Origin of the sequence: Pseudomonas japonica, from assembly GCF_900188455.1 — a bacterium.
In the GTDB taxonomy this organism is placed as follows: Bacteria; Pseudomonadota; Gammaproteobacteria; order Pseudomonadales; family Pseudomonadaceae; genus Aquipseudomonas; species Aquipseudomonas japonica.
Genome location: NZ_FZOL01000006.1, coordinates 156,805 through 173,603 on the forward strand (window position 1 = coordinate 156,805; position 16,799 = coordinate 173,603).

A 16,799-nucleotide genomic window follows, 5' to 3' on the forward strand; every position below is an offset into this window, starting at 1 on the left:
CCCGGCTGACGACCGTCTGACCGGGAGGAAGCAGCGCATGAGAGTCTGGGCAGTAGCCAATCAAAAAGGTGGCGTAGGCAAGACCACCACGTCCATCGCTCTGGCAGGCCTGCTGGCCGACGCCGGCAAGCGCGTGGTCGTCGTCGACCTCGATCCGCACGGGTCGATGACCAGCTATTTCGGGCACAACCCCGACACCCTGGAGCACAGCAGCTTCGACCTGTTCCAGCACAAGGGCACGGTCCCCGACGGCCTGCCCGGGCAACTGCTGCTGCCCACCAGCAACGAAAAGATCTCGCTGTTGCCCTCCAGCACCGCGCTGGCCGTGCTCGAGCGCCAGTCGCCGGGGCAGAACGGCCTTGGCCTGGTGATCGCCAAGAGTCTGGCGCAGCTCTGGCAGGACTTCGACTACGCCCTGATCGACAGTCCGCCGCTGCTCGGCGTGCTGATGGTCAATGCCCTGGCCGCCAGCCAGCAGCTGGTGATCCCGGTGCAGACCGAGTACCTCGCGGTGAAGGGCCTGGAGCGCATGGTCAGCACCCTGGCCATGGTCAACCGCTCGCGTCGCCAGGCGTTGCCGTACCACATCGTGCCGACCCTGTTCGATCGCCGCACCCAGGCCTCGATGGGCACCCTCAAGGTGTTGCGCGACAGCTACCCGGAGAACATCTGGCACGGCTACATTCCGGTCGATACGCGCCTGCGCGATGCCAGCCGGGCTGGGGTCACGCCGTCGCAGTACGACGCCAAGAGCCGCGGCGTGACCGCCTACCGGGCGCTGCTCAAGCACCTGCTGACCCAGAAATCCGTGGCGCAGGTGGCTTGATGAACCGTCCGCAGATCGCCACCAAGCCGCAGCTGGCCCTGCAGTCCTACCTCGACGGGCTGCTCCAGGAAGCTACCGAAGACATCGTCGAGCCAGTGCTCGCGCCGGCGCCAGCGCCCGTTGTCGTGCCGGTGGTCGTTCCGCTGGTCGAGGCGCCGGCGCCGGTCACCAGCGAAGCACTGAACGAGTTCCAGGCCGCGGTGCTCGAAGAGCAGGCCCGCGATGCCCGCCGCGAGACCCTGGAGGCGCGCACGGCGCCGACCACCTTCGCCGAGCCCGCGCCGATCCGTATCCCGGTGGTGTCGCCGCTGCTAAAGGTGGCGCCTGTCGTCGAACCGGCGCTGGAGAAGCCGGTCGAGCCGGTGCTGGCCAAGGTCGAAGCGCCGCCGCGGGTCGAGCCGCTGGTGGACGTACACCTGCCGGCGCCGCCGCTGCCGCCGAAGACCGTGGATGGCCGCCCGGAATGGGCCTCCGAGCCTTTCGAGTGCCTGCTGTTCGATGTCGCCGGCCTGACCCTGGCGGTGCCGCTGGTCTGCCTGGGGTCGATCTACCCGCTGGCCGGCCAGGAGTTGACGCCGTTGTTCGGCCAGCCGGAATGGTTCCTTGGCATCCTGCCGTGCCAGGCCGGCAACCTGAAGGTTCTGGATACCGCGCGCTGGGTCATGCCCGAGCGTTATCGCGACGATCTGCGCGATGGTCTGCAGTACGTGATTTCGGTGCAGGGCTACGAGTGGGGGCTGGCGGTGCATCAGGTCAGCCGTTCGTTGCGCCTGGACCCGAGCGAGATCAAGTGGCGCTCCCAGCGCGGCCAGCGGCCGTGGCTGGCCGGCACGGTGATCGAACACATGTGCGCCTTGCTGGATGTCGCCGAACTGGCCGAGCTGATCGCCAGTGGTGCCGTCAAGAAGATGCAGCTGGGAAACAAATGATCGGTCGCGCAGACTGGCGCGATCGCACTGAGCACTCCGCCGACGGCGGTTTTTGAGGGTTAGGGGAATGAAAAAGACGTCTGGACAAGGTTCTGAAGATCCGATTCTGCAGTGGGTTACCTTCCGCCTGGACAACGAGTCCTACGGCATCAACGTGATGCAGGTCCAGGAAGTGCTGCGCTACACCGAGATCGCTCCGGTACCGGGCGCGCCGAGCTACGTGCTGGGCATCATCAACCTGCGCGGCAACGTGGTCACCGTGATCGACACCCGCCAGCGCTTCGGCCTGGTGCCGAGCGATGTCACCGACAACACCCGCATCGTCATCATCGAGGCGGACAAGCAGGTGGTGGGCATCCTGGTCGACAGCGTGGCCGAAGTGGTCTACCTGCGTCAGTCCGAAGTGGAAACCGCGCCGAACGTCGGTAACGAAGAGTCGGCCAAGTTCATCCAGGGCGTGTGCAACAAGAACGGCGAGCTGCTGATCCTGGTCGAGCTGGACAAGATGATGACCGAGGAAGAGTGGTCCGAGCTGGAGAACATCTGAGTTGATCCTGGAGGTAGCGGTTGTATTCCTGGCGTTGCTGTGGGCGCTGAGTGCCTGGCTGTTCGTCGGCTACAGCAAGCGCCAGCGCGAGCTGGCCTCGCAGCAGGCCCAAGGCGATGCGCTGCGTGATCAGCGCATCAAGGACCTGCACAAGCGTCTGGACGATTACCAGAACATGTCGGTGTCCATGGGTGAGGCCTTGCACGAGTTGCGTGCGACGGTCGCGCCGTTGCCGGAAAAACTGCTCCAGCTGGAACAGCGCGACCCCAACAGCCTGTCGTTCGCCCAGGCGGCGCGGCTGGTGGGAATGGGCGCCAGCGTCGACGAACTGACCCAGACCTGCGGTTTGACCCAGGCCGAGGCGGAGTTGATGAGCAAGTTGCACAAGGGCTGATCTATGCGGGCTGCGCTGCCTCTGTAGGAGCGTGGCTTGTCGTGTGACGAACCACCGCGAAGGACCGCAAAGCGGTCCCGGACCTCACCGCTATCGGGGACCGCTGCGCGGTCCTTCGCGGTGGTTCGTCACACGACAAGCCACGCTCCTACAGGTCGCTAGGTCACTTTGGCCCCGGCAACCGCTTCAGATCCGGCGTGATATCCCGTTCCACCGGCCCCTCATCGCAGAACCCCACCGGCACCTTGCCCTTCAACTGCCAGGCAAAGGCAATGATCTCCGCAATGGTCAGGTACAGCGCCTCGGGGATGCTGTCCCCCAGCTCCATGCGTGCCAGCAGGCGCACCAGCTCGGCGTTCTCGTAGATCGGCACTTCATGTTCGCGGGCACTCGCGAGGATGGCTTCTGCCAGCTCGTCATCGCCCTTCGCCGTGAGGGTAGGGGCCTGGGCGCCGTCGTAGCTCAGGGCGATGGCCTGGCGTGGTGGTGTCTTGCGGGTCATGCGTTCTCGTCCACCCAGCGTTGTTCCAGATGCGTGCGCGCCCCTTGCGGCGGGACGCCTTGATGGCAATGCAGTTCGCCGACATTCACCCCACGGGCGACCAGCCGCGCGCGCAGGTCGCCCAGCTCGCGCTCGATCAATGCCGCGGTCTCTGGGCGTTCCGCCCACAGTTGGCTGGACAGGGCGCCTTTGCTGATCTGCGCCTGGACCTGCAAGGGACCCAGTGGATGCAGGTCGAAGGCCAGGTCGATGCGCCAGAGCATCTCCAGCGGGTCGCGACGCTGGCGTTCCGGGTCGGCCTGCTGTTCCGGGGTTTCCTCGCGCTGCACCTTGACCTGCATTGGCATGAACTCTGGCCCCGTGCGCAGGGGGATTTCCGTTTGCCAGGTGGTCTGCAGGTTACCGTCCGGGGTCTTGCCGGTCTGTTCCAGGCTGGCCAGCTGATGGCTCTGCACCCGTGAAATGGCCGCTGCGGCGAGGCGCAGCAGGTGTTGCAGGTCGTCCTCGCCTTCGGTGCTCTGCAACAGGCGCGTCGGTAGCGGGAAGCCCCCCGGCGGCGTGCGCGGCGCCACCTGGCCCAACGCGCCGAGGGCGCTGCGCAGCATACCCGGCAGCGCTTGCGCCACGGCCGCGTTGTTCTGGGTGAACAGCACCCCACCGGGCACGTTCGGCAGCAGCTGGGCGATCAGGCGCACCACCTGGGCCTTGATGTCCGGCGCCACGCCGGCGCCGTTGAACAGCTTGGCCTCCAGGAAGGCGCCACTGTTGCCCAGGGCCTGGGCCGCCTGGCGCGCATCGCCGAACTGGCGGATATCCGGCAGGCTGCCCAGCAGCTTGTCGAGACTGGCGCGCACGTCCGCCGGCTGGCTGTCGTCGCGGGCAATCCGCTGCATGGCGCTCAGCAGGCCTTGCAGCGAGGCCTGGCGGTTCTGCTGGGCGCTGAGGTTCTGGGCGATGGCCATCTGGTCCTGGCGCCCGCTCAGCGGCACGAAGTTCAGTTGCTGGTCACCCATCACCCGGGCGCTGAGCAGGCTGCCCAGGGGCAGCGGGCGAGGGGAGTCGATGGCCAGGGTGGCGCCGGCCTGCGCGGTATTCAGCAGGCTGACCAGCGAGCGGTACAGCGGCGGCAGACCGGCGCCCTGCGCCTGCAACTGGGTGGTCAGGACCTTGCCCTGGACCAGCGTGCCCAGCGGCAGCTCGCGGGTATCGAGGCGGGTGAGGGTGGCGACATTGCTGGCGATGGCCTGCTGCAGGGTGAGGCTGAGCTGGTTGGCGCTGGGTTGGCTGACCAGCACCTGGGTGCCCTGGGCCAGGGGCAGGTTGGCGCTGGTCGCGACCATGGTCTCGCGACCATTTTGCTGCAGCAGCCTGATCAAAAGTTGGATGTCCTGGCCGACCTGGCGCAGCGAGACTACTTCACCCTTGGCCGTTTCACCTGGCGCCAGCAGGTCGGGCTGTTCCTGCAGCAGCTGCACCAGCGCTCCGGTCATGGCCGCGCCGCGGGCCTGTTGGGCGGCGGCGACCTGTGGGCCGAGGCTGTTTATTTCGCCTGTCATGGCTGTTGCGACCTGTTCAAATAGCCCTCTTTACAGTAGGACATGGCATGTATAATGCCGGCCGATTTCTTCCAGACCGGTCGGCCAGGTTTCCGTTGTCTCTATAACGGCCAGGTCCGTACCGACTTGAGACAGTCCCGAACCAACAAGGCGAATCTGTGACTCCTCATCTCCAAGCCGTGGGCCTGGCCTGCGAGCGCGACTGGCGAATGCTCTTCGAACACCTCGAACTGCGCGTGTGCCCCGGCGACATGCTGCAGATCAGCGGCCCCAACGGCAGTGGCAAGACCAGCCTGCTGCGCCTGCTCGCCGGCCTGATGCAGCCGACCCACGGCGAGATCCTGCTCGACGGCAAGCCACTCCGGGAGCAGGGCAGCGAACTGGCGCGCAGCCTGGTGTGGATCGGTCACGCCGCCGGGATCAAGGACCTGCTCACCCCCGAAGAAAACCTCACCTGGCTCTGCGCCCTGCACCGCCCGGCGACCCGCGCGGCGATCTGGCAGGCCCTGGAGGCCGTGGGCCTGCGCGGTTTCGAGGATGTGGCCTGCCACACCCTGTCCGCCGGTCAGCAGCGCCGCGTGGCCCTGGCCCGGCTGTACCTGGACAGCCCGCCGCTGTGGATCCTCGATGAGCCCTTCACCGCCCTCGACAAGCAGGGCGTGGCCCAGCTCGAAGCGCACCTGGCGCGGCATTGCGAGCAGGGCGGCATGGTGGTCCTGACCACCCACCACACGCTGGAGTGCAAGCCCTCCGGTTACCGCGATCTCAACCTGGGGCAGTGGGCGGCATGAGTGTATTCGTCCTGTTGTTGCGCCGCGAAGCGCGCCTGTTGTGCCGGCGTCCGGCGGAGCTGGCCAACCCGCTGGTGTTTTTCGCGATCGTCATCGCATTGTTTCCACTTGCGGTCGGTCCTGAGACACAATTGTTGCAAATTTTGTCTCCAGGATTAGTCTGGGTAGCCGCACTTTTATCCGTGCTGCTCTCGCTGGACGGGCTTTTCCGCAGTGATTTCGAGGATGGATCACTCGAACAGTGGGTCCTTTCGCCACACCCCCTGCCACTACTGGTACTGGCAAAGGTGCTGGCACACTGGATGTTTTCCGGGCTGGCACTGGTATTGTTGTCGCCGCTGCTGGCGGTGATGCTCGGATTGCCAGTGGAATGCCTGCCGGTTCTGCTGGCATCGCTCTTGCTCGGTACTCCGGTACTGAGCCTGTTGGGCGCCGTGGGTGCGGCCCTGACGGTCGGTTTGAAACGTGGTGGCCTGCTTCTGGCGCTGCTGATTCTGCCGCTATACATCCCGGTGTTGATCCTGGGCAGTGGCGCGCTACAAGCAGCAGTGCAAGCTATGCCGGCAACCGGATACCTGCTCTGGCTCGGCAGCCTGGCCGCCCTGGCAGTCACCCTTGCACCTTTCGCAATTGCCGCCGGCCTGAAGATCAGCGTCGGCGAATAACGAGGTCTGGGCCATGCCCAGCAAAGACCCTGGATGTACCGTGATGAAAAGCAGCGCAATAAGCTGGACATGGTTTCACAAGCTCGGTTCCCCCAAATGGTTCTACACCATCAGCGGCCGCCTGCTGCCCTGGCTGGCCGTCGCCGCGATCCTGCTGATCGGCAGTGGCGTGGTCTGGGGCCTGGCCTTCGCCCCGCAGGATTACCAGCAGGGCAACAGCTTCCGGATCATCTACATCCATGTGCCGGCGGCGATGCTGGCGCAGTCCTGCTACGTCATGCTCGCGGTGTGCGGGGTGGTCGGGCTGGTCTGGAAGATGAAGATCGCCGACGTCGCCCTGCAGAGCGCCGCGCCCATCGGCGCCTGGATGACCGCGGTGGCGCTGGTCACCGGGGCCATCTGGGGCAAGCCGACCTGGGGTAGCTGGTGGGTCTGGGATGCCCGCCTTACGTCCATGCTCATCCTGCTTTTCCTGTACTTCGGTCTGATTGCCCTCGGCCACGCCATCAGCAATCGTGACAGCGCGGCCAAGGCCTGCGCGGTGCTGGCCATCGTCGGGGTGATCAACATCCCGATCATCAAGTACTCGGTGGAGTGGTGGAACACCCTGCACCAGGGCTCGACCTTCACCCTCACGGAAAAACCGGCGATGCCGGCGGAGATGTGGTTGCCGCTGCTGCTCACGGTGCTCGGCTTCTACTGTTTCTTCGGCGCCGTGCTGCTGCTGCGCATGCGCCTCGAAGTGCTCAAGCGCGAAGCCCGCGCCAGCTGGGTCCGCGAAGAAGTGCTGAACAGCCTGGGAGGCGCACGATGAGCTTCGCATCCTTCGGCGAGTTTCTCGCCATGGGCCATCACGGCCTGTATGTCTGGTCGGCCTACGGCATCTGCCTGGCGGTCCTGGCCATCAACGTCGCCGCGCCCCTGCTGGCGCGCCGGCGTTACCTGCAAGCTGAGGCGCGCCGTCTGCGCCGGGAGAACGCCAAGTGAATCCGCAACGCAAGAAGCGCCTGTTCATCATCCTCGGCCTGCTCGCCGGCGTCGGTGTCGCCGTCGGTCTGGCCCTCAGCGCGCTGCAGGAAAACATCAACCTGTTCTACACCCCGACCCAGATCGCCAACGGCGAAGCGCCGCTGGATACCCGCATCCGCGCCGGCGGCATGGTGGAGAAGGGCTCGGTGCAGCGTTCCAGCGACTCCCTGGACGTGCGTTTCGTGGTCACCGATTTCAACAAGTCGGTGCCGATCACCTACCGCGGCATCCTTCCCGACCTGTTCCGCGAAGGCCAGGGCATCGTCGCCCTCGGCAAGCTGAATGGCGAAGGTGTGGTGGTGGCCGATGAAGTGCTGGCCAAGCACGACGAGAAATACATGCCGCCGGAAGTCACCAAGGCCCTCAAGGAAAGCGGGCAGACGGCCTCTGGAGCACCCGCGCAATGAACGCCTCGCTGATCATTCCCGAACTCGGCCAGTTGTCGATGATCCTGGCCATCTGTTTCGCCTGCGTGCAGGCCAGCGTGCCGCTGCTCGGCGCCTGGCGCGGCGACAGCCTGTGGATGAGCCTGGCGCGGCCGGCGGCCTGGGGGCAGTTCGCCTTCCTGGCGTTCGCCTTCGCCTGCCTGACCCATGCGTTCATGACCGACAACTTCTCGGTCGCCTACGTCGCCAGCAACTCCAACAGCGCCTTGCCCTGGTACTACAAGTTCAGCGCGGTGTGGGGCGCCCACGAGGGCTCGCTGCTGCTCTGGGCGCTGATCCTCGGTGGCTGGACCTTCGCCGTGTCGATCTTCTCGCGGCAACTGCCGCAGGTCATGCTGGCCCGCGTGCTGGCGGTGATGGGCATGATCAGCGTCGGCTTCCTGTCGTTCCTGATCGTCACCTCCAACCCGTTCCAGCGTCTGTTGCCGCAGATGCCCGGCGATGGTCGCGACCTCAATCCGCTGCTGCAGGACATCGGCCTGATCGTCCACCCGCCGATGCTGTACATGGGCTACGTCGGTTTCTCCGTGGCCTTCGCCTTCGCCATCGCCGCGCTGCTCGGTGGTCGGCTCGATGCCGCCTGGGCGCGCTGGTCGCGGCCGTGGACCATCGTCGCCTGGGCCTTCCTCGGCATCGGCATCACCCTCGGTTCCTGGTGGGCGTACTACGAACTGGGCTGGGGTGGCTGGTGGTTCTGGGACCCGGTGGAAAACGCCTCGTTCATGCCCTGGCTGGTGGGCACGGCGCTGATCCACTCGCTGGCGGTCACGGAAAAACGCGGGGTGTTCAAGAGCTGGACGGTGCTGCTGGCCATCGCCGCGTTCTCCCTGAGCCTGCTGGGCACCTTCCTGGTTCGTTCCGGGGTGCTGACCTCGGTACACGCCTTTGCCTCCGATCCGGAGCGCGGGATCTTCATCCTGTTCTTCCTGCTCGCCGTGGTCGGCGGTTCGCTGACCCTGTTCGCCCTGCGCGCGCCGGTGGTCAAGAGCCAGGTCGGCTTTGCCCTGTGGTCCCGCGAGACACTGCTGCTGGGCAACAACCTGGTGCTGGTGGTGGCGGCCTCGATGATTCTGCTCGGCACCCTCTATCCGCTGGTGCTGGATGCCCTGACCGGGGCCAAGCTGTCGGTCGGCCCGCCGTATTTCGATGCCCTGTTCATTCCGCTGATGGCGCTGCTGATGGTGGTCATGGCGGTGGGCGTGATCGTGCGCTGGAAGAACACCCCGGGGCGCTGGCTGGCCGGTATGCTCACCCCCGTGCTGGTGGGCAGCGCGGTGCTGGCGCCGATCTGCGGCCTGCTGGTGGATGACTTCGACTGGCCGGTGCTGACCACCTTCGCTCTGGCCGCGTGGATCGTCCTCGGCGGCGTGCGCGACATCTTCGACAAGACCCGCCACAAGGGCCTGTTCAAGGGCCTCCGCGGCCTCAACCGCAGCTACTGGGGCATGCACCTTGCCCACCTGGGCCTGGCGGTCTGCGCCCTGGGCGTGGTGCTGTCGAGCAACAACAGCGCCGAGCGCGACCTGCGCATGGCGCCGGGCGAGTCGGTGGAACTGGGCGGCTATCACTTCGTCTTCGAAGGCGCCAAGCACTTCGAAGGGCCCAACTTCACTTCCGACAAGGGCACCGTGCGGATCCTCGAAGACGGTCGCGAAATCAGCGTGCTGCACCCGGAAAAACGCCTGTACACCGTGCAGCAGTCGGTGATGACCGAGGCCGGGATCGACGCCGGTTTCACCCGCGACCTCTACGTGGCCCTCGGCGAGCCCCTGGAAAACGGTGCCTGGGCGGTACGGGTGCACGTCAAGCCGTTCGTCCGCTGGATCTGGCTGGGCGGCCTGCTCACCGGCCTTGGCGGCTTCCTCGCGGCGCTGGATCGCCGTTATCGAATCAAGGTCAGGACCAAGGTGCGGGATGTCCTCGGTCTGGAAGGAGCGACTGCATGAAGCGTTGGATCATGGTGCTGCCACTGGCGGTATTTCTGCTGGTGGCGGTGTTTCTCTACCGTGGCCTGTACCTCGACCCGGCCGAATTGCCGTCGGCGATGATCGGCAAGCCGTTCCCGGCCTTCGCCCTGGCCAACGTTCAGGGTGACCGCCAGCTGACCGAGGCCGACCTGAAAGGCAAGCCGGCGCTGGTCAACGTCTGGGCGACCTGGTGCGTGTCGTGCAAGGTCGAGCACCCGGTGCTGAACAAGCTGGCCCAGCAGGGCGTGGTGATCTACGGGGTCAACTACAAGGACGTCAATGCCGACGCCCTGAAGTGGCTGGCCGAGTTCCACAACCCCTATCTGCTGGACATCCGCGACGAGCAGGGCAGCCTCGGCCTGGACCTGGGGGTCTACGGCGCGCCGGAAACCTTCTTCATCGACGCCAAGGGCATCATTCGCGACAAGTACGTCGGCGTGATCGACGAGACCGTCTGGCGCGAGAAGCTGGCGCCGGTCTACCAGGCTCTGGTCGACGAGGCCAAGCCATGAAGCGCTGGCTGGCAGCGGCCGTGCTCGGCCTGAGCCTGTGCGGCGTGGCCCGGGCGGCCATCGATACCTACCAGTTCGCCGACGAGGCCGAACGCCAGCGCTACCGCGAGCTGACCAAGGAACTGCGCTGCCCCAAGTGCCAGAACCAGGACATCGCCGACTCCAACGCGCCCATCGCCGCCGACCTGCGTCGGGAAATCTTCCGCATGCTCGGCGAAGGCAAGAGCAATCAGCAGATCGTCGACTTCATGGTCGATCGCTACGGCGATTTCGTCCGCTACAAGCCGGCCCTGACCGCGAAGACCTGGCTGCTCTGGTTCGGCCCGGCGGCGCTGCTGCTGGGCGGTATCGGCGTCATGGCGGTGATCGTGCGCAAGCGCCGGGTACCGGCGGGCAATGGCTCGGCCGACCTTTCTTCCGAGGAGCGCGAGCGCCTCGCCAAACTGCTGGACAAAGAACAGAACCATGACTGATTTCTGGCTCGCTGCAGGCCTGCTGTTGCTGGTAGCCCTGAGCTTTCTGCTGATTCCGGTGTTGCGTGGCCGTCGTGCGCAGCAGGAAGAAGACCGTACCGCCCTCAACGTCGCCCTGTACCAGGAGCGCGTTGCCGAACTGCAGGCCCAGGGCGAGGAGGGCGTGCTCAACGCCGAACAACTGGCCCGTGGCCGCGACGAAGCCGCGCGCGAACTGCTGGCCGACACCGAGAACGCCGAACAGTCGCGCAGCGCGAGGCTGGGCAAGGCCCTGCCGCTCCTTGCCGCCGTCCTCGTGCCGCTGATGGCGGTGGGGCTGTACCTGCATTACGGTGCCAGCGACAAGGTCGCCCTGACCCAGGAGTTCGCCCAGGCGCCACAGTCGCTGGAAGACATGACCTCGCGCCTGGAGCGCGCCGTCGCCGCCCAGCCGGACAACGCCGAGGGCCTGTACTTCCTCGGTCGCGCCTATATGGCCCAGGAGCGTCCGGCGGACGCGGCGAAGGCCTTCGAGCGCGCCGTGGGCGTTGCCGGTCGTGCCCCTGAGCTGCTCGGCCAGTGGGCCCAGGCGCTGTACTTTGCCAACAACAAGCAGTGGACCGCGCAGTTCCAGGCGCTGACCGACGAAGCGCTGAAGGCCGATCCGAAGGAAGTCACCAGCCTCGGTCTGCTGGGCATCGCCGCCTTCGAGGGCGAGCGTTACCAGGAAGCCATCGATTACTGGAACCGTCTGCTGGCGCAACTGCCGGAAGGCGACAGCTCGCGCAGCGCGCTGCTCGGCGGCATCGACAAGGCCAGGGAAAAACTCGCCGCGGGGCAGGGCAAGGCGTCCGCGCCGGTGGCGGCGTCGGCGGCGAAGCTGACCGTGCGGGTCGAACTGGCCGATGCCCTGAAGGACAAGGTCAAGCCGGACGACACCGTGTTCATCTTCGCCCGTGCCAGTTCCGGCCCGCCCATGCCGCTGGCGGCCAAGCGGGTCACCGTGGCGCAGTTGCCGATCGAGGTCGAGCTGAGCGACAGCGACGCGATGATGCCCAACATGAAACTGTCGAGCTTTCCTGAAGTCCAACTGATGGCGCGCATCTCCCGTGCCGGCCAGCCCACCAAGGGCGAATGGGTCGGCAGCGGCTCGCCCCTGGCGAGCGACACCCGGGCGCCGCAACACCTGACCATCGATCGACCGGACCTATAAGAGAGTTTCCATGAACAGCACCGTACGCCTGACCCTGATTTCGCTGGCCCTGGGGTTGAGCGCATGTACGGTGCATCCGCCGCAGCACGAGCGCGAAACGCTGCCGCCGATCGAACCCGCCCCGCGACCGGGCCCGGTGATCAAACCGGGTCCGAGCGTGCCCAAGCCCACCATCACCCCGACACCCAAACCCATGCCGCGGACGTCCGCCAGCTTCGCCCCGCCACCCGGGGGCGCCAGCCACTGGGATCCGAAGCTCGGCGTGTATGTGCTCGAAGGCAAGAAAAACACCTTCTACCGTCAGCGCACCTACTACCGCTGGAACGACGGTTGGAGCTGGTCGACCAATCCCGAAGGCCCGTGGCAGGACACCGACTCCAGTGGCGTGCCAGGCGGTCTGGGACGCGCGTTCGGCCAGTAATGCCGGCATAATGCCCCCTCGCTTGTTGCCCGGGAGGCTGAAATGACGAAGACGGTACTGGTGCTGGTGGAAACGGTCGATGACTATCTGCCCCTGCTGGACGACCACGGTTACCGCCTGATCTACGCCAAGACCCCGACCCTGCGTGCCGAGTCCATTGCCCGGCATGCCGCCGAGATCGACGTGGTGCTGACCCGTGGGCCTTTGGGCATCACCGCCGAGGAAATCGCGGCGTTGCCGGCCTTGCGCCTGGTTTGCGTGATCGGTGCCGGTTACGAGCAGGTCGACCTGGTCGCCGCCGCGGCACGCGGTATCGTCGTCACCAATGGCGCCGGCGCCAATGCCTCGGCGGTGGCGGATCACGCCATGGCCTTGCTGTTCGCCGTGGTCCGCGATATCGCCCAGGCCGATGCCACCACCCGCCTGGGCCAGTGGAACCGGGTGATCAGCCCGTCGCTGGCGGGCAAGCGCCTGGGCATTCTCGGCCTGGGCGCGGTGGGACTGGCCATCGCCAGGCGCGGGGCGCTGGGTTTCGACATGCAGGTGAGCTATCACAACCGTTCGCGTCGTGACGACGTGCCGTATCGGTACTGCGAGAGTGTGCTGGCGCTGGCGCGCGAGTCCGATTTCCTCATCGTCGCCACGCCGGGCGGGGCCACTACCCGGGCGCTGGTAGGGCGCGAGGTGCTGGATGCGCTGGGGCCACAGGGCTTTCTGGTGAATATCGCCCGGGCCAGCGTGGTGTCCACCGCCGAGATGGTCGCGGCGCTGCGCGAAGGGCGGATCGCCGGGGCCGGACTGGATGTGTTCGACGACGAACCGTCGGTGCCGGATGAACTGAAGCAACTGGGCAACGTGGTGCTGACCCCGCACGTCGCCGCGCAGACTCCGGAGGCGGCGCGGGACATGGTCGTGCTGGTGTTGAAGAACCTGCAGGCGTTCTTTGCCGGGGAGCCGGTGTTGACTCCGGTCACTCAGTAGTCGTCAAGGCATGCCATCGAAAACCGGGCGCCCGAATCATCGGGGCCCGGTTTTTCATTGGGGAGCTTTATTGGTCGGCAGCGAAGTATTCGAAGGTCGCATCGCCGCTGGGTACCGTAGGCAAGGTGATCTTGATGATCGGCAGGTTGATTCCGGTCTTGCTGAGAAACCGCTGTTTGTTCTTGCGGGCATCCGCCAGTCCGTCTGGCAAGGCGTAAAAGAATGCCTGTATCGGCAGGACCCTGCCTTGACCAGCGCTCCACACTTTCAGCACCAGTTCGTTCTGTTGGTCGAAGTAGGCAGAGTTCAGCCGCTTGGCTTCCAGTGCGGCGTAGAAGTTGGGGCCGGCGTAGTTATTGATCTCGTCGCTGACGTTGAAGCCGCAGATATGCAAGCCTGCTGTACCGGGCGGGTACTGGCTTGCCCACTGGGCTCCGGTTTTTACACCGACCTTGTCGCAGGGGGCGCTGGAGGCGATGTTGGAGTACATGCCGCAGGCTGTCTGGGTGGTGCGGTAGTCCGTCGCGGCATCCATGGGGAAATGGCACAGAACCGGGATGTCGATCTTGTCCGCGGGGGCGCCGAATATTGGATAGAACACATAGCCGTTGGGTGTGGTCGAGCTCCAGGCGAAGCGTCTGAAATTGTTGTCCTTGCGCAAGAAGGAAAATGATACGGCTCCCTTGGCAATGGCGGTTGGGCTGGGGTCCCAAGTGTCGTAGTTGTCCCCGTAGGTGGTTACACGAAGGATTATTCCGGCACAGAGGAACGCGGGCATGCTATCTGATCCGCAGTTGTCCGCGATGTTGCGATAACGCTCGGTCAGCGCTGCGGCCGTTGCCGGGCCGTTGACCACCACCTGGGTTACCGAACTACCGGTATCCGCAGGCTGGTCTGGCAGGGAAGTGCAGGCACCGAGCAGCACTGAAATCAGTAAGAACAGATACTTTTTCATGGCAGGTTCCCTACGCGGAAAATAGCAGTTCCAACTGTCGCGAGTGGGCGGCAGGAGATGTGTCAAACACAGGTGAGTTCGAGCCGGAGTCAATATAGGCAGGAGCCCGCGTCGGCAACAACTGACAAAAATATCAGGGACCAGTCGATTTCTGATCGTATGGACGGCAGTTGCAAGTGGTCGCCAGCAGGTGTCTGCACGCGGCTGAATATCCCGCGAAAAGTTCGCTACGCTTGCTTGGTTATCGCCTGCCAGTCTGCTGGAACGTTCTCGACAAGGAGCTATTGAAATGCCCTCTACCTACCACGGCAGTTGCCTGTGCAACGCCATCCAGCTCAGCGTCACCCTCGACGACAACAGTGTCGGCGCCTGCCATTGCAGCATGTGCCGGAAATGGAACGGCGGCCCGCTGCTCACCGTGCACAGCAGCCAGGCCCCGCAGTTCAGCGGTGCCCAGCCGACGGTGTTCGACTCCTCCGCCTGGGCCGAGCGGGGTTTCTGTGCCAGGTGCGGCAGCCATCTGTTCTACCGCCTCAAGGGCGGTAATTTCTTCGCCATCCCGGTGGGCGTGCTGGACGGCGAGCACGCCTGGGATTTCAACCTGCAGGTGTATATCGACGAGAAACCGTCGTACTACTGCTTCTCCAACCCGACGCAGAACATGACCGGCGCCGAAGTGGTGGCGCAGTTCAGCTAGTGGCCTGCGCGGCCGGCCGATAGCACCAGTGCCAGGGCTCGTATCGATAGCCCATGGCATTGCCCCGCGGGTAGGACAGGTAGAAGCCGAACCGTTCGGCATGCTGCTTCAGCCATTCGAAGGCCGCGCTGTGCTCGAATTCCGCTTCCAGTGAGTTGATGTCCACCGCCCGGCCCGTGTGGTGCTCGCTGCAGCCGGGCGGGGCGCTGCTCTGCAGGATCTGCTCCAGGCTCTGCTGCTTGTCCAGTTTGTAGCGAATGATCCTGGCCTGGTATTCGATGCTGCGAAACGCCGAAACCAGCCACAGTTCCACGTGGTCCCGCGCCGCGGCGGCGCGCAACTGGCGCCAGGCCGCGGCGGCTTCCGGTTCCAGCTCGAAACGGCGACCGTCCTCGTCGATCTCGGCAATGGCCAGCACTCGTGCTTCGGGGTATTCACTGAAGCCACGGGCAGTCAGCAACTCCTCGCCGATCCCCAGCTCCTCGCATAGCGCCCTGCTTTTCTCGTTCATTGTTATGTTCCTTGCGACGCGTGTCGGGTGATCCTAGCTGATCGCGATTACTTTGCTTTGACGCGTTTCGGGTGCGCGGCGTCGCGTCAGCACGATACTGAGCGCGCTGTTGTTGCAAATTACTGATATTCCTGCGAAAAGGCTGCGACATAGGTCACATCCCGGGAAAAGAGGCCAAGCATGAGCGAATTGCAGATCACTGACGTCCAGCTGGGCGACGGCAAGGAAGTGGTCAAGGGTGCCCTGATCACGACCCACTACACCGGTACGCTGGCCGACGGCAGCGTGTTTGACTCCTCCCATCAGCGTGGCAAGCCGTTCCAGTGCGTGATCGGTACCGGCCGGGTGATCAAGGGCTGGGACATCGGCCTGATGGGCATGAAGGTCGGTGGCAAGCGCAAGCTGTTCGTCCCGGCGCAGCTGGGTTATGGCGAGCGCAAGATGGGTTCGATTCCGCCGAATTCGGACCTGTATTTCGAGATCGAAGTACTGGAAGTGCTGACTCGCGATGACTGAGGCCGGCGTCTTAATTTGGTAACACCGGGTCGGTAGATTCACTTCCAGCTTAAGGACAAGCGCCCCACGGACAGAACCAATTGGGCCTGCTGCACTCTAAGGACGCCCGACTCCACGGAAGGAACGACAGACAGGGATGCCCCGCGGCTACGGCCGCGGGGCAGCACTGGACGGGCCAGCACCACGTCTTCGTTCTCAAGGGTTTCTCATGAAGTTCTCCGTGACCTTCCTCGCGCGCCGCCAGGCGCTGCTGTGCTGTGCGCTCGCCGCGTGTGCCACGCTGCTCGGCTTCACTACCTTCGACAGTTTCGCCAGGCCGGTCGATGGCACCCAGACCCTGGTTTTCCTGCGCCATGCGGAAAAGCCCGGCGAAGGCCTTGGCCAGTTGAACTGCCAGGGACTGAATCGCGCCCTCGATCTGGCCACCCTGCTGCCGGAGAAATTCGGCAAGGCCGACTATGTCTTTGCCGCCGATCCGACCCGCGAGGTGGAGGAGGGGAGCAACGACGACAGCTACAGCTATCTGCGGCCGCTGATGACCATCAGTCCCAGCGCGATCAAGCTCGGCCTGCCGGTCAACATCGACTACGGGGCCAATGACACCAATGCCCTTGCTCGCGAACTCACCAGCAACAAGTACCGCAACTCGACGGTGTATACGGCCTGGTCCCATGGCTATCTTCCGGATCTGATCAACGCAGTGGCCGGCAAGGCGCTGGGGGAGGAGCGGGTGATTACCAAGGACTGGGAGAACAGCGATTTCGACTCGCTGTACGTGCTGACCCTGACCTGGCGCGATGGCAAGGCGACGATGCTGAGCCGGAATGTGAAGCAGGGGCTGGATGGGGGAGAGGTGAGTTGTCCGAAGGCTGGGGTTTGATCCACTGCC

At 65.0% G+C, this 16,799-nt stretch carries 22 protein-coding genes; 18 read left to right on the top strand and 4 right to left on the bottom strand.

Annotated elements, in window-relative coordinates:
- Window positions 1-37: 37 nt before the first annotated feature.
- The 4 genes from CHB99_RS09955 to CHB99_RS09970 all read left to right on the top strand — a co-directional run bounded on the left by CHB99_RS09955 (window position 38) and on the right by CHB99_RS09970 (window position 2,696).
- Window positions 38-826, top strand: a complete 789-nt coding sequence (locus tag CHB99_RS09955) for a ParA family protein (RefSeq protein ID WP_042123146.1) — start codon at window positions 38-40, stop codon at window positions 824-826.
- Window positions 826-1,755: a CheW domain-containing protein gene (locus CHB99_RS09960; RefSeq protein ID WP_042123148.1), complete on the top strand. Its 930-nt coding sequence runs from the start codon at window positions 826-828 to the stop codon at window positions 1,753-1,755. The genes CHB99_RS09955 and CHB99_RS09960 overlap by 1 nt, the downstream gene beginning before the upstream one ends.
- A 67-nt stretch (window positions 1,756-1,822) precedes the next feature.
- Complete coding sequence (locus CHB99_RS09965) at window positions 1,823-2,302, top strand: chemotaxis protein CheW (RefSeq protein WP_042123150.1); 480 nt, start codon at window positions 1,823-1,825, stop codon at window positions 2,300-2,302.
- Between the two features lies 1 nt (window position 2,303).
- Window positions 2,304-2,696, top strand: a complete 393-nt coding sequence (locus CHB99_RS09970) for a DUF2802 domain-containing protein (RefSeq protein WP_042123152.1) — start codon at window positions 2,304-2,306, stop codon at window positions 2,694-2,696.
- Between the two features lie 163 nt (window positions 2,697-2,859).
- On the opposite strand, the gene CHB99_RS09975 is transcribed toward CHB99_RS09970, so the two are convergent.
- The gene (locus CHB99_RS09975) at window positions 2,860-3,198 is read right to left on the bottom strand and encodes an EscU/YscU/HrcU family type III secretion system export apparatus switch protein (protein WP_042123155.1); all 339 of its coding nucleotides are present in this window, start codon (window positions 3,196-3,198) and stop codon (window positions 2,860-2,862) included.
- Entirely contained in the window at window positions 3,195-4,754 is a 1,560-nt protein-coding gene (fliK, locus tag CHB99_RS09980; protein WP_042123157.1) for a flagellar hook-length control protein FliK, read from the bottom strand. Before fliK ends, CHB99_RS09975 begins: the two co-directional genes overlap by 4 nt.
- A 158-nt stretch (window positions 4,755-4,912) precedes the next feature.
- Between fliK and ccmA the strand changes: the two genes are divergently transcribed.
- From ccmA to CHB99_RS10035, 11 genes are read left to right on the top strand one after another with little or no spacing between them, the layout of a single operon-like run.
- Window positions 4,913-5,545 (top strand): cytochrome c biogenesis heme-transporting ATPase CcmA, encoded by a 633-nt coding sequence (ccmA, locus tag CHB99_RS09985; RefSeq protein ID WP_042123159.1) that lies wholly within the window; start codon window positions 4,913-4,915, stop codon window positions 5,543-5,545.
- Window positions 5,542-6,210 (top strand): heme exporter protein CcmB, encoded by a 669-nt coding sequence (gene ccmB / locus CHB99_RS09990; RefSeq protein WP_042123161.1) that lies wholly within the window; start codon window positions 5,542-5,544, stop codon window positions 6,208-6,210. Before ccmA ends, ccmB begins: the two co-directional genes overlap by 4 nt.
- Window positions 6,211-6,253: 43 nt before the next feature.
- Window positions 6,254-7,024, top strand: coding sequence for a heme ABC transporter permease (locus CHB99_RS09995; RefSeq protein WP_167335846.1), 771 nt, complete (start codon window positions 6,254-6,256; stop codon window positions 7,022-7,024).
- Complete coding sequence (gene ccmD / locus CHB99_RS10000; RefSeq protein ID WP_009399925.1) at window positions 7,021-7,197, top strand: heme exporter protein CcmD; 177 nt, start codon at window positions 7,021-7,023, stop codon at window positions 7,195-7,197. The genes CHB99_RS09995 and ccmD overlap by 4 nt, the downstream gene beginning before the upstream one ends.
- Window positions 7,194-7,646 carry a cytochrome c maturation protein CcmE gene (ccmE, locus tag CHB99_RS10005; RefSeq protein ID WP_042123164.1) on the top strand — a complete coding sequence of 151 codons (453 nt, stop codon included), beginning with the start codon at window positions 7,194-7,196 and terminating at the stop codon, window positions 7,644-7,646. The genes ccmD and ccmE overlap by 4 nt, the downstream gene beginning before the upstream one ends.
- Window positions 7,647-7,657: 11 nt before the next feature.
- Window positions 7,658-9,631 carry a heme lyase CcmF/NrfE family subunit gene (locus tag CHB99_RS10010; protein ID WP_170946375.1) on the top strand — a complete coding sequence of 658 codons (1,974 nt, stop codon included), beginning with the start codon at window positions 7,658-7,660 and terminating at the stop codon, window positions 9,629-9,631.
- The gene (locus tag CHB99_RS10015) at window positions 9,628-10,164 is read left to right on the top strand and encodes a DsbE family thiol:disulfide interchange protein (protein WP_042123167.1); all 537 of its coding nucleotides are present in this window, start codon (window positions 9,628-9,630) and stop codon (window positions 10,162-10,164) included. Before CHB99_RS10010 ends, CHB99_RS10015 begins: the two co-directional genes overlap by 4 nt.
- Window positions 10,161-10,637 carry a cytochrome c-type biogenesis protein gene (locus CHB99_RS10020; RefSeq protein WP_042123169.1) on the top strand — a complete coding sequence of 159 codons (477 nt, stop codon included), beginning with the start codon at window positions 10,161-10,163 and terminating at the stop codon, window positions 10,635-10,637. The genes CHB99_RS10015 and CHB99_RS10020 overlap by 4 nt, the downstream gene beginning before the upstream one ends.
- Complete coding sequence (ccmI, locus tag CHB99_RS10025) at window positions 10,630-11,829, top strand: c-type cytochrome biogenesis protein CcmI (RefSeq protein ID WP_042123171.1); 1,200 nt, start codon at window positions 10,630-10,632, stop codon at window positions 11,827-11,829. Before CHB99_RS10020 ends, ccmI begins: the two co-directional genes overlap by 8 nt.
- A 10-nt stretch (window positions 11,830-11,839) precedes the next feature.
- Window positions 11,840-12,250, top strand: a complete 411-nt coding sequence (locus CHB99_RS10030; protein ID WP_042123173.1) for a hypothetical protein — start codon at window positions 11,840-11,842, stop codon at window positions 12,248-12,250.
- Window positions 12,251-12,292: 42 nt separating this feature from the next.
- A complete protein-coding gene (locus tag CHB99_RS10035; RefSeq protein WP_042123175.1) occupies window positions 12,293-13,231 on the top strand; it encodes a 2-hydroxyacid dehydrogenase in 939 nt (312 codons plus the stop codon).
- Window positions 13,232-13,298: 67 nt separating this feature from the next.
- Here CHB99_RS10035 and CHB99_RS10040 read toward each other — a convergent pair whose 3' ends face one another.
- Window positions 13,299-14,186, bottom strand: coding sequence for a hypothetical protein (locus tag CHB99_RS10040; protein WP_042123177.1), 888 nt, complete (start codon window positions 14,184-14,186; stop codon window positions 13,299-13,301).
- 289 nt (window positions 14,187-14,475) lie between these two features.
- Between CHB99_RS10040 and CHB99_RS10045 the strand changes: the two genes are divergently transcribed.
- The gene (locus CHB99_RS10045; RefSeq protein WP_042123179.1) at window positions 14,476-14,883 is read left to right on the top strand and encodes a GFA family protein; all 408 of its coding nucleotides are present in this window, start codon (window positions 14,476-14,478) and stop codon (window positions 14,881-14,883) included.
- Here the strand turns inward: CHB99_RS10045 and CHB99_RS10050 are convergent.
- Entirely contained in the window at window positions 14,876-15,394 is a 519-nt protein-coding gene (locus CHB99_RS10050; protein WP_042123181.1) for a M15 family metallopeptidase, read from the bottom strand. The genes CHB99_RS10045 and CHB99_RS10050 overlap by 8 nt on opposite strands.
- A gap of 180 nt (window positions 15,395-15,574) precedes the next feature.
- Between CHB99_RS10050 and CHB99_RS10055 the strand changes: the two genes are divergently transcribed.
- Together CHB99_RS10055 and CHB99_RS10060 are read left to right on the top strand one after the other, a co-directional pair.
- Window positions 15,575-15,910 carry an FKBP-type peptidyl-prolyl cis-trans isomerase gene (locus CHB99_RS10055; protein ID WP_042123183.1) on the top strand — a complete coding sequence of 112 codons (336 nt, stop codon included), beginning with the start codon at window positions 15,575-15,577 and terminating at the stop codon, window positions 15,908-15,910.
- 208 nt (window positions 15,911-16,118) lie between these two features.
- Window positions 16,119-16,790: a hypothetical protein gene (locus CHB99_RS10060; protein ID WP_042123185.1), complete on the top strand. Its 672-nt coding sequence runs from the start codon at window positions 16,119-16,121 to the stop codon at window positions 16,788-16,790.
- Window positions 16,791-16,799: the final 9 nt, after the last annotated feature.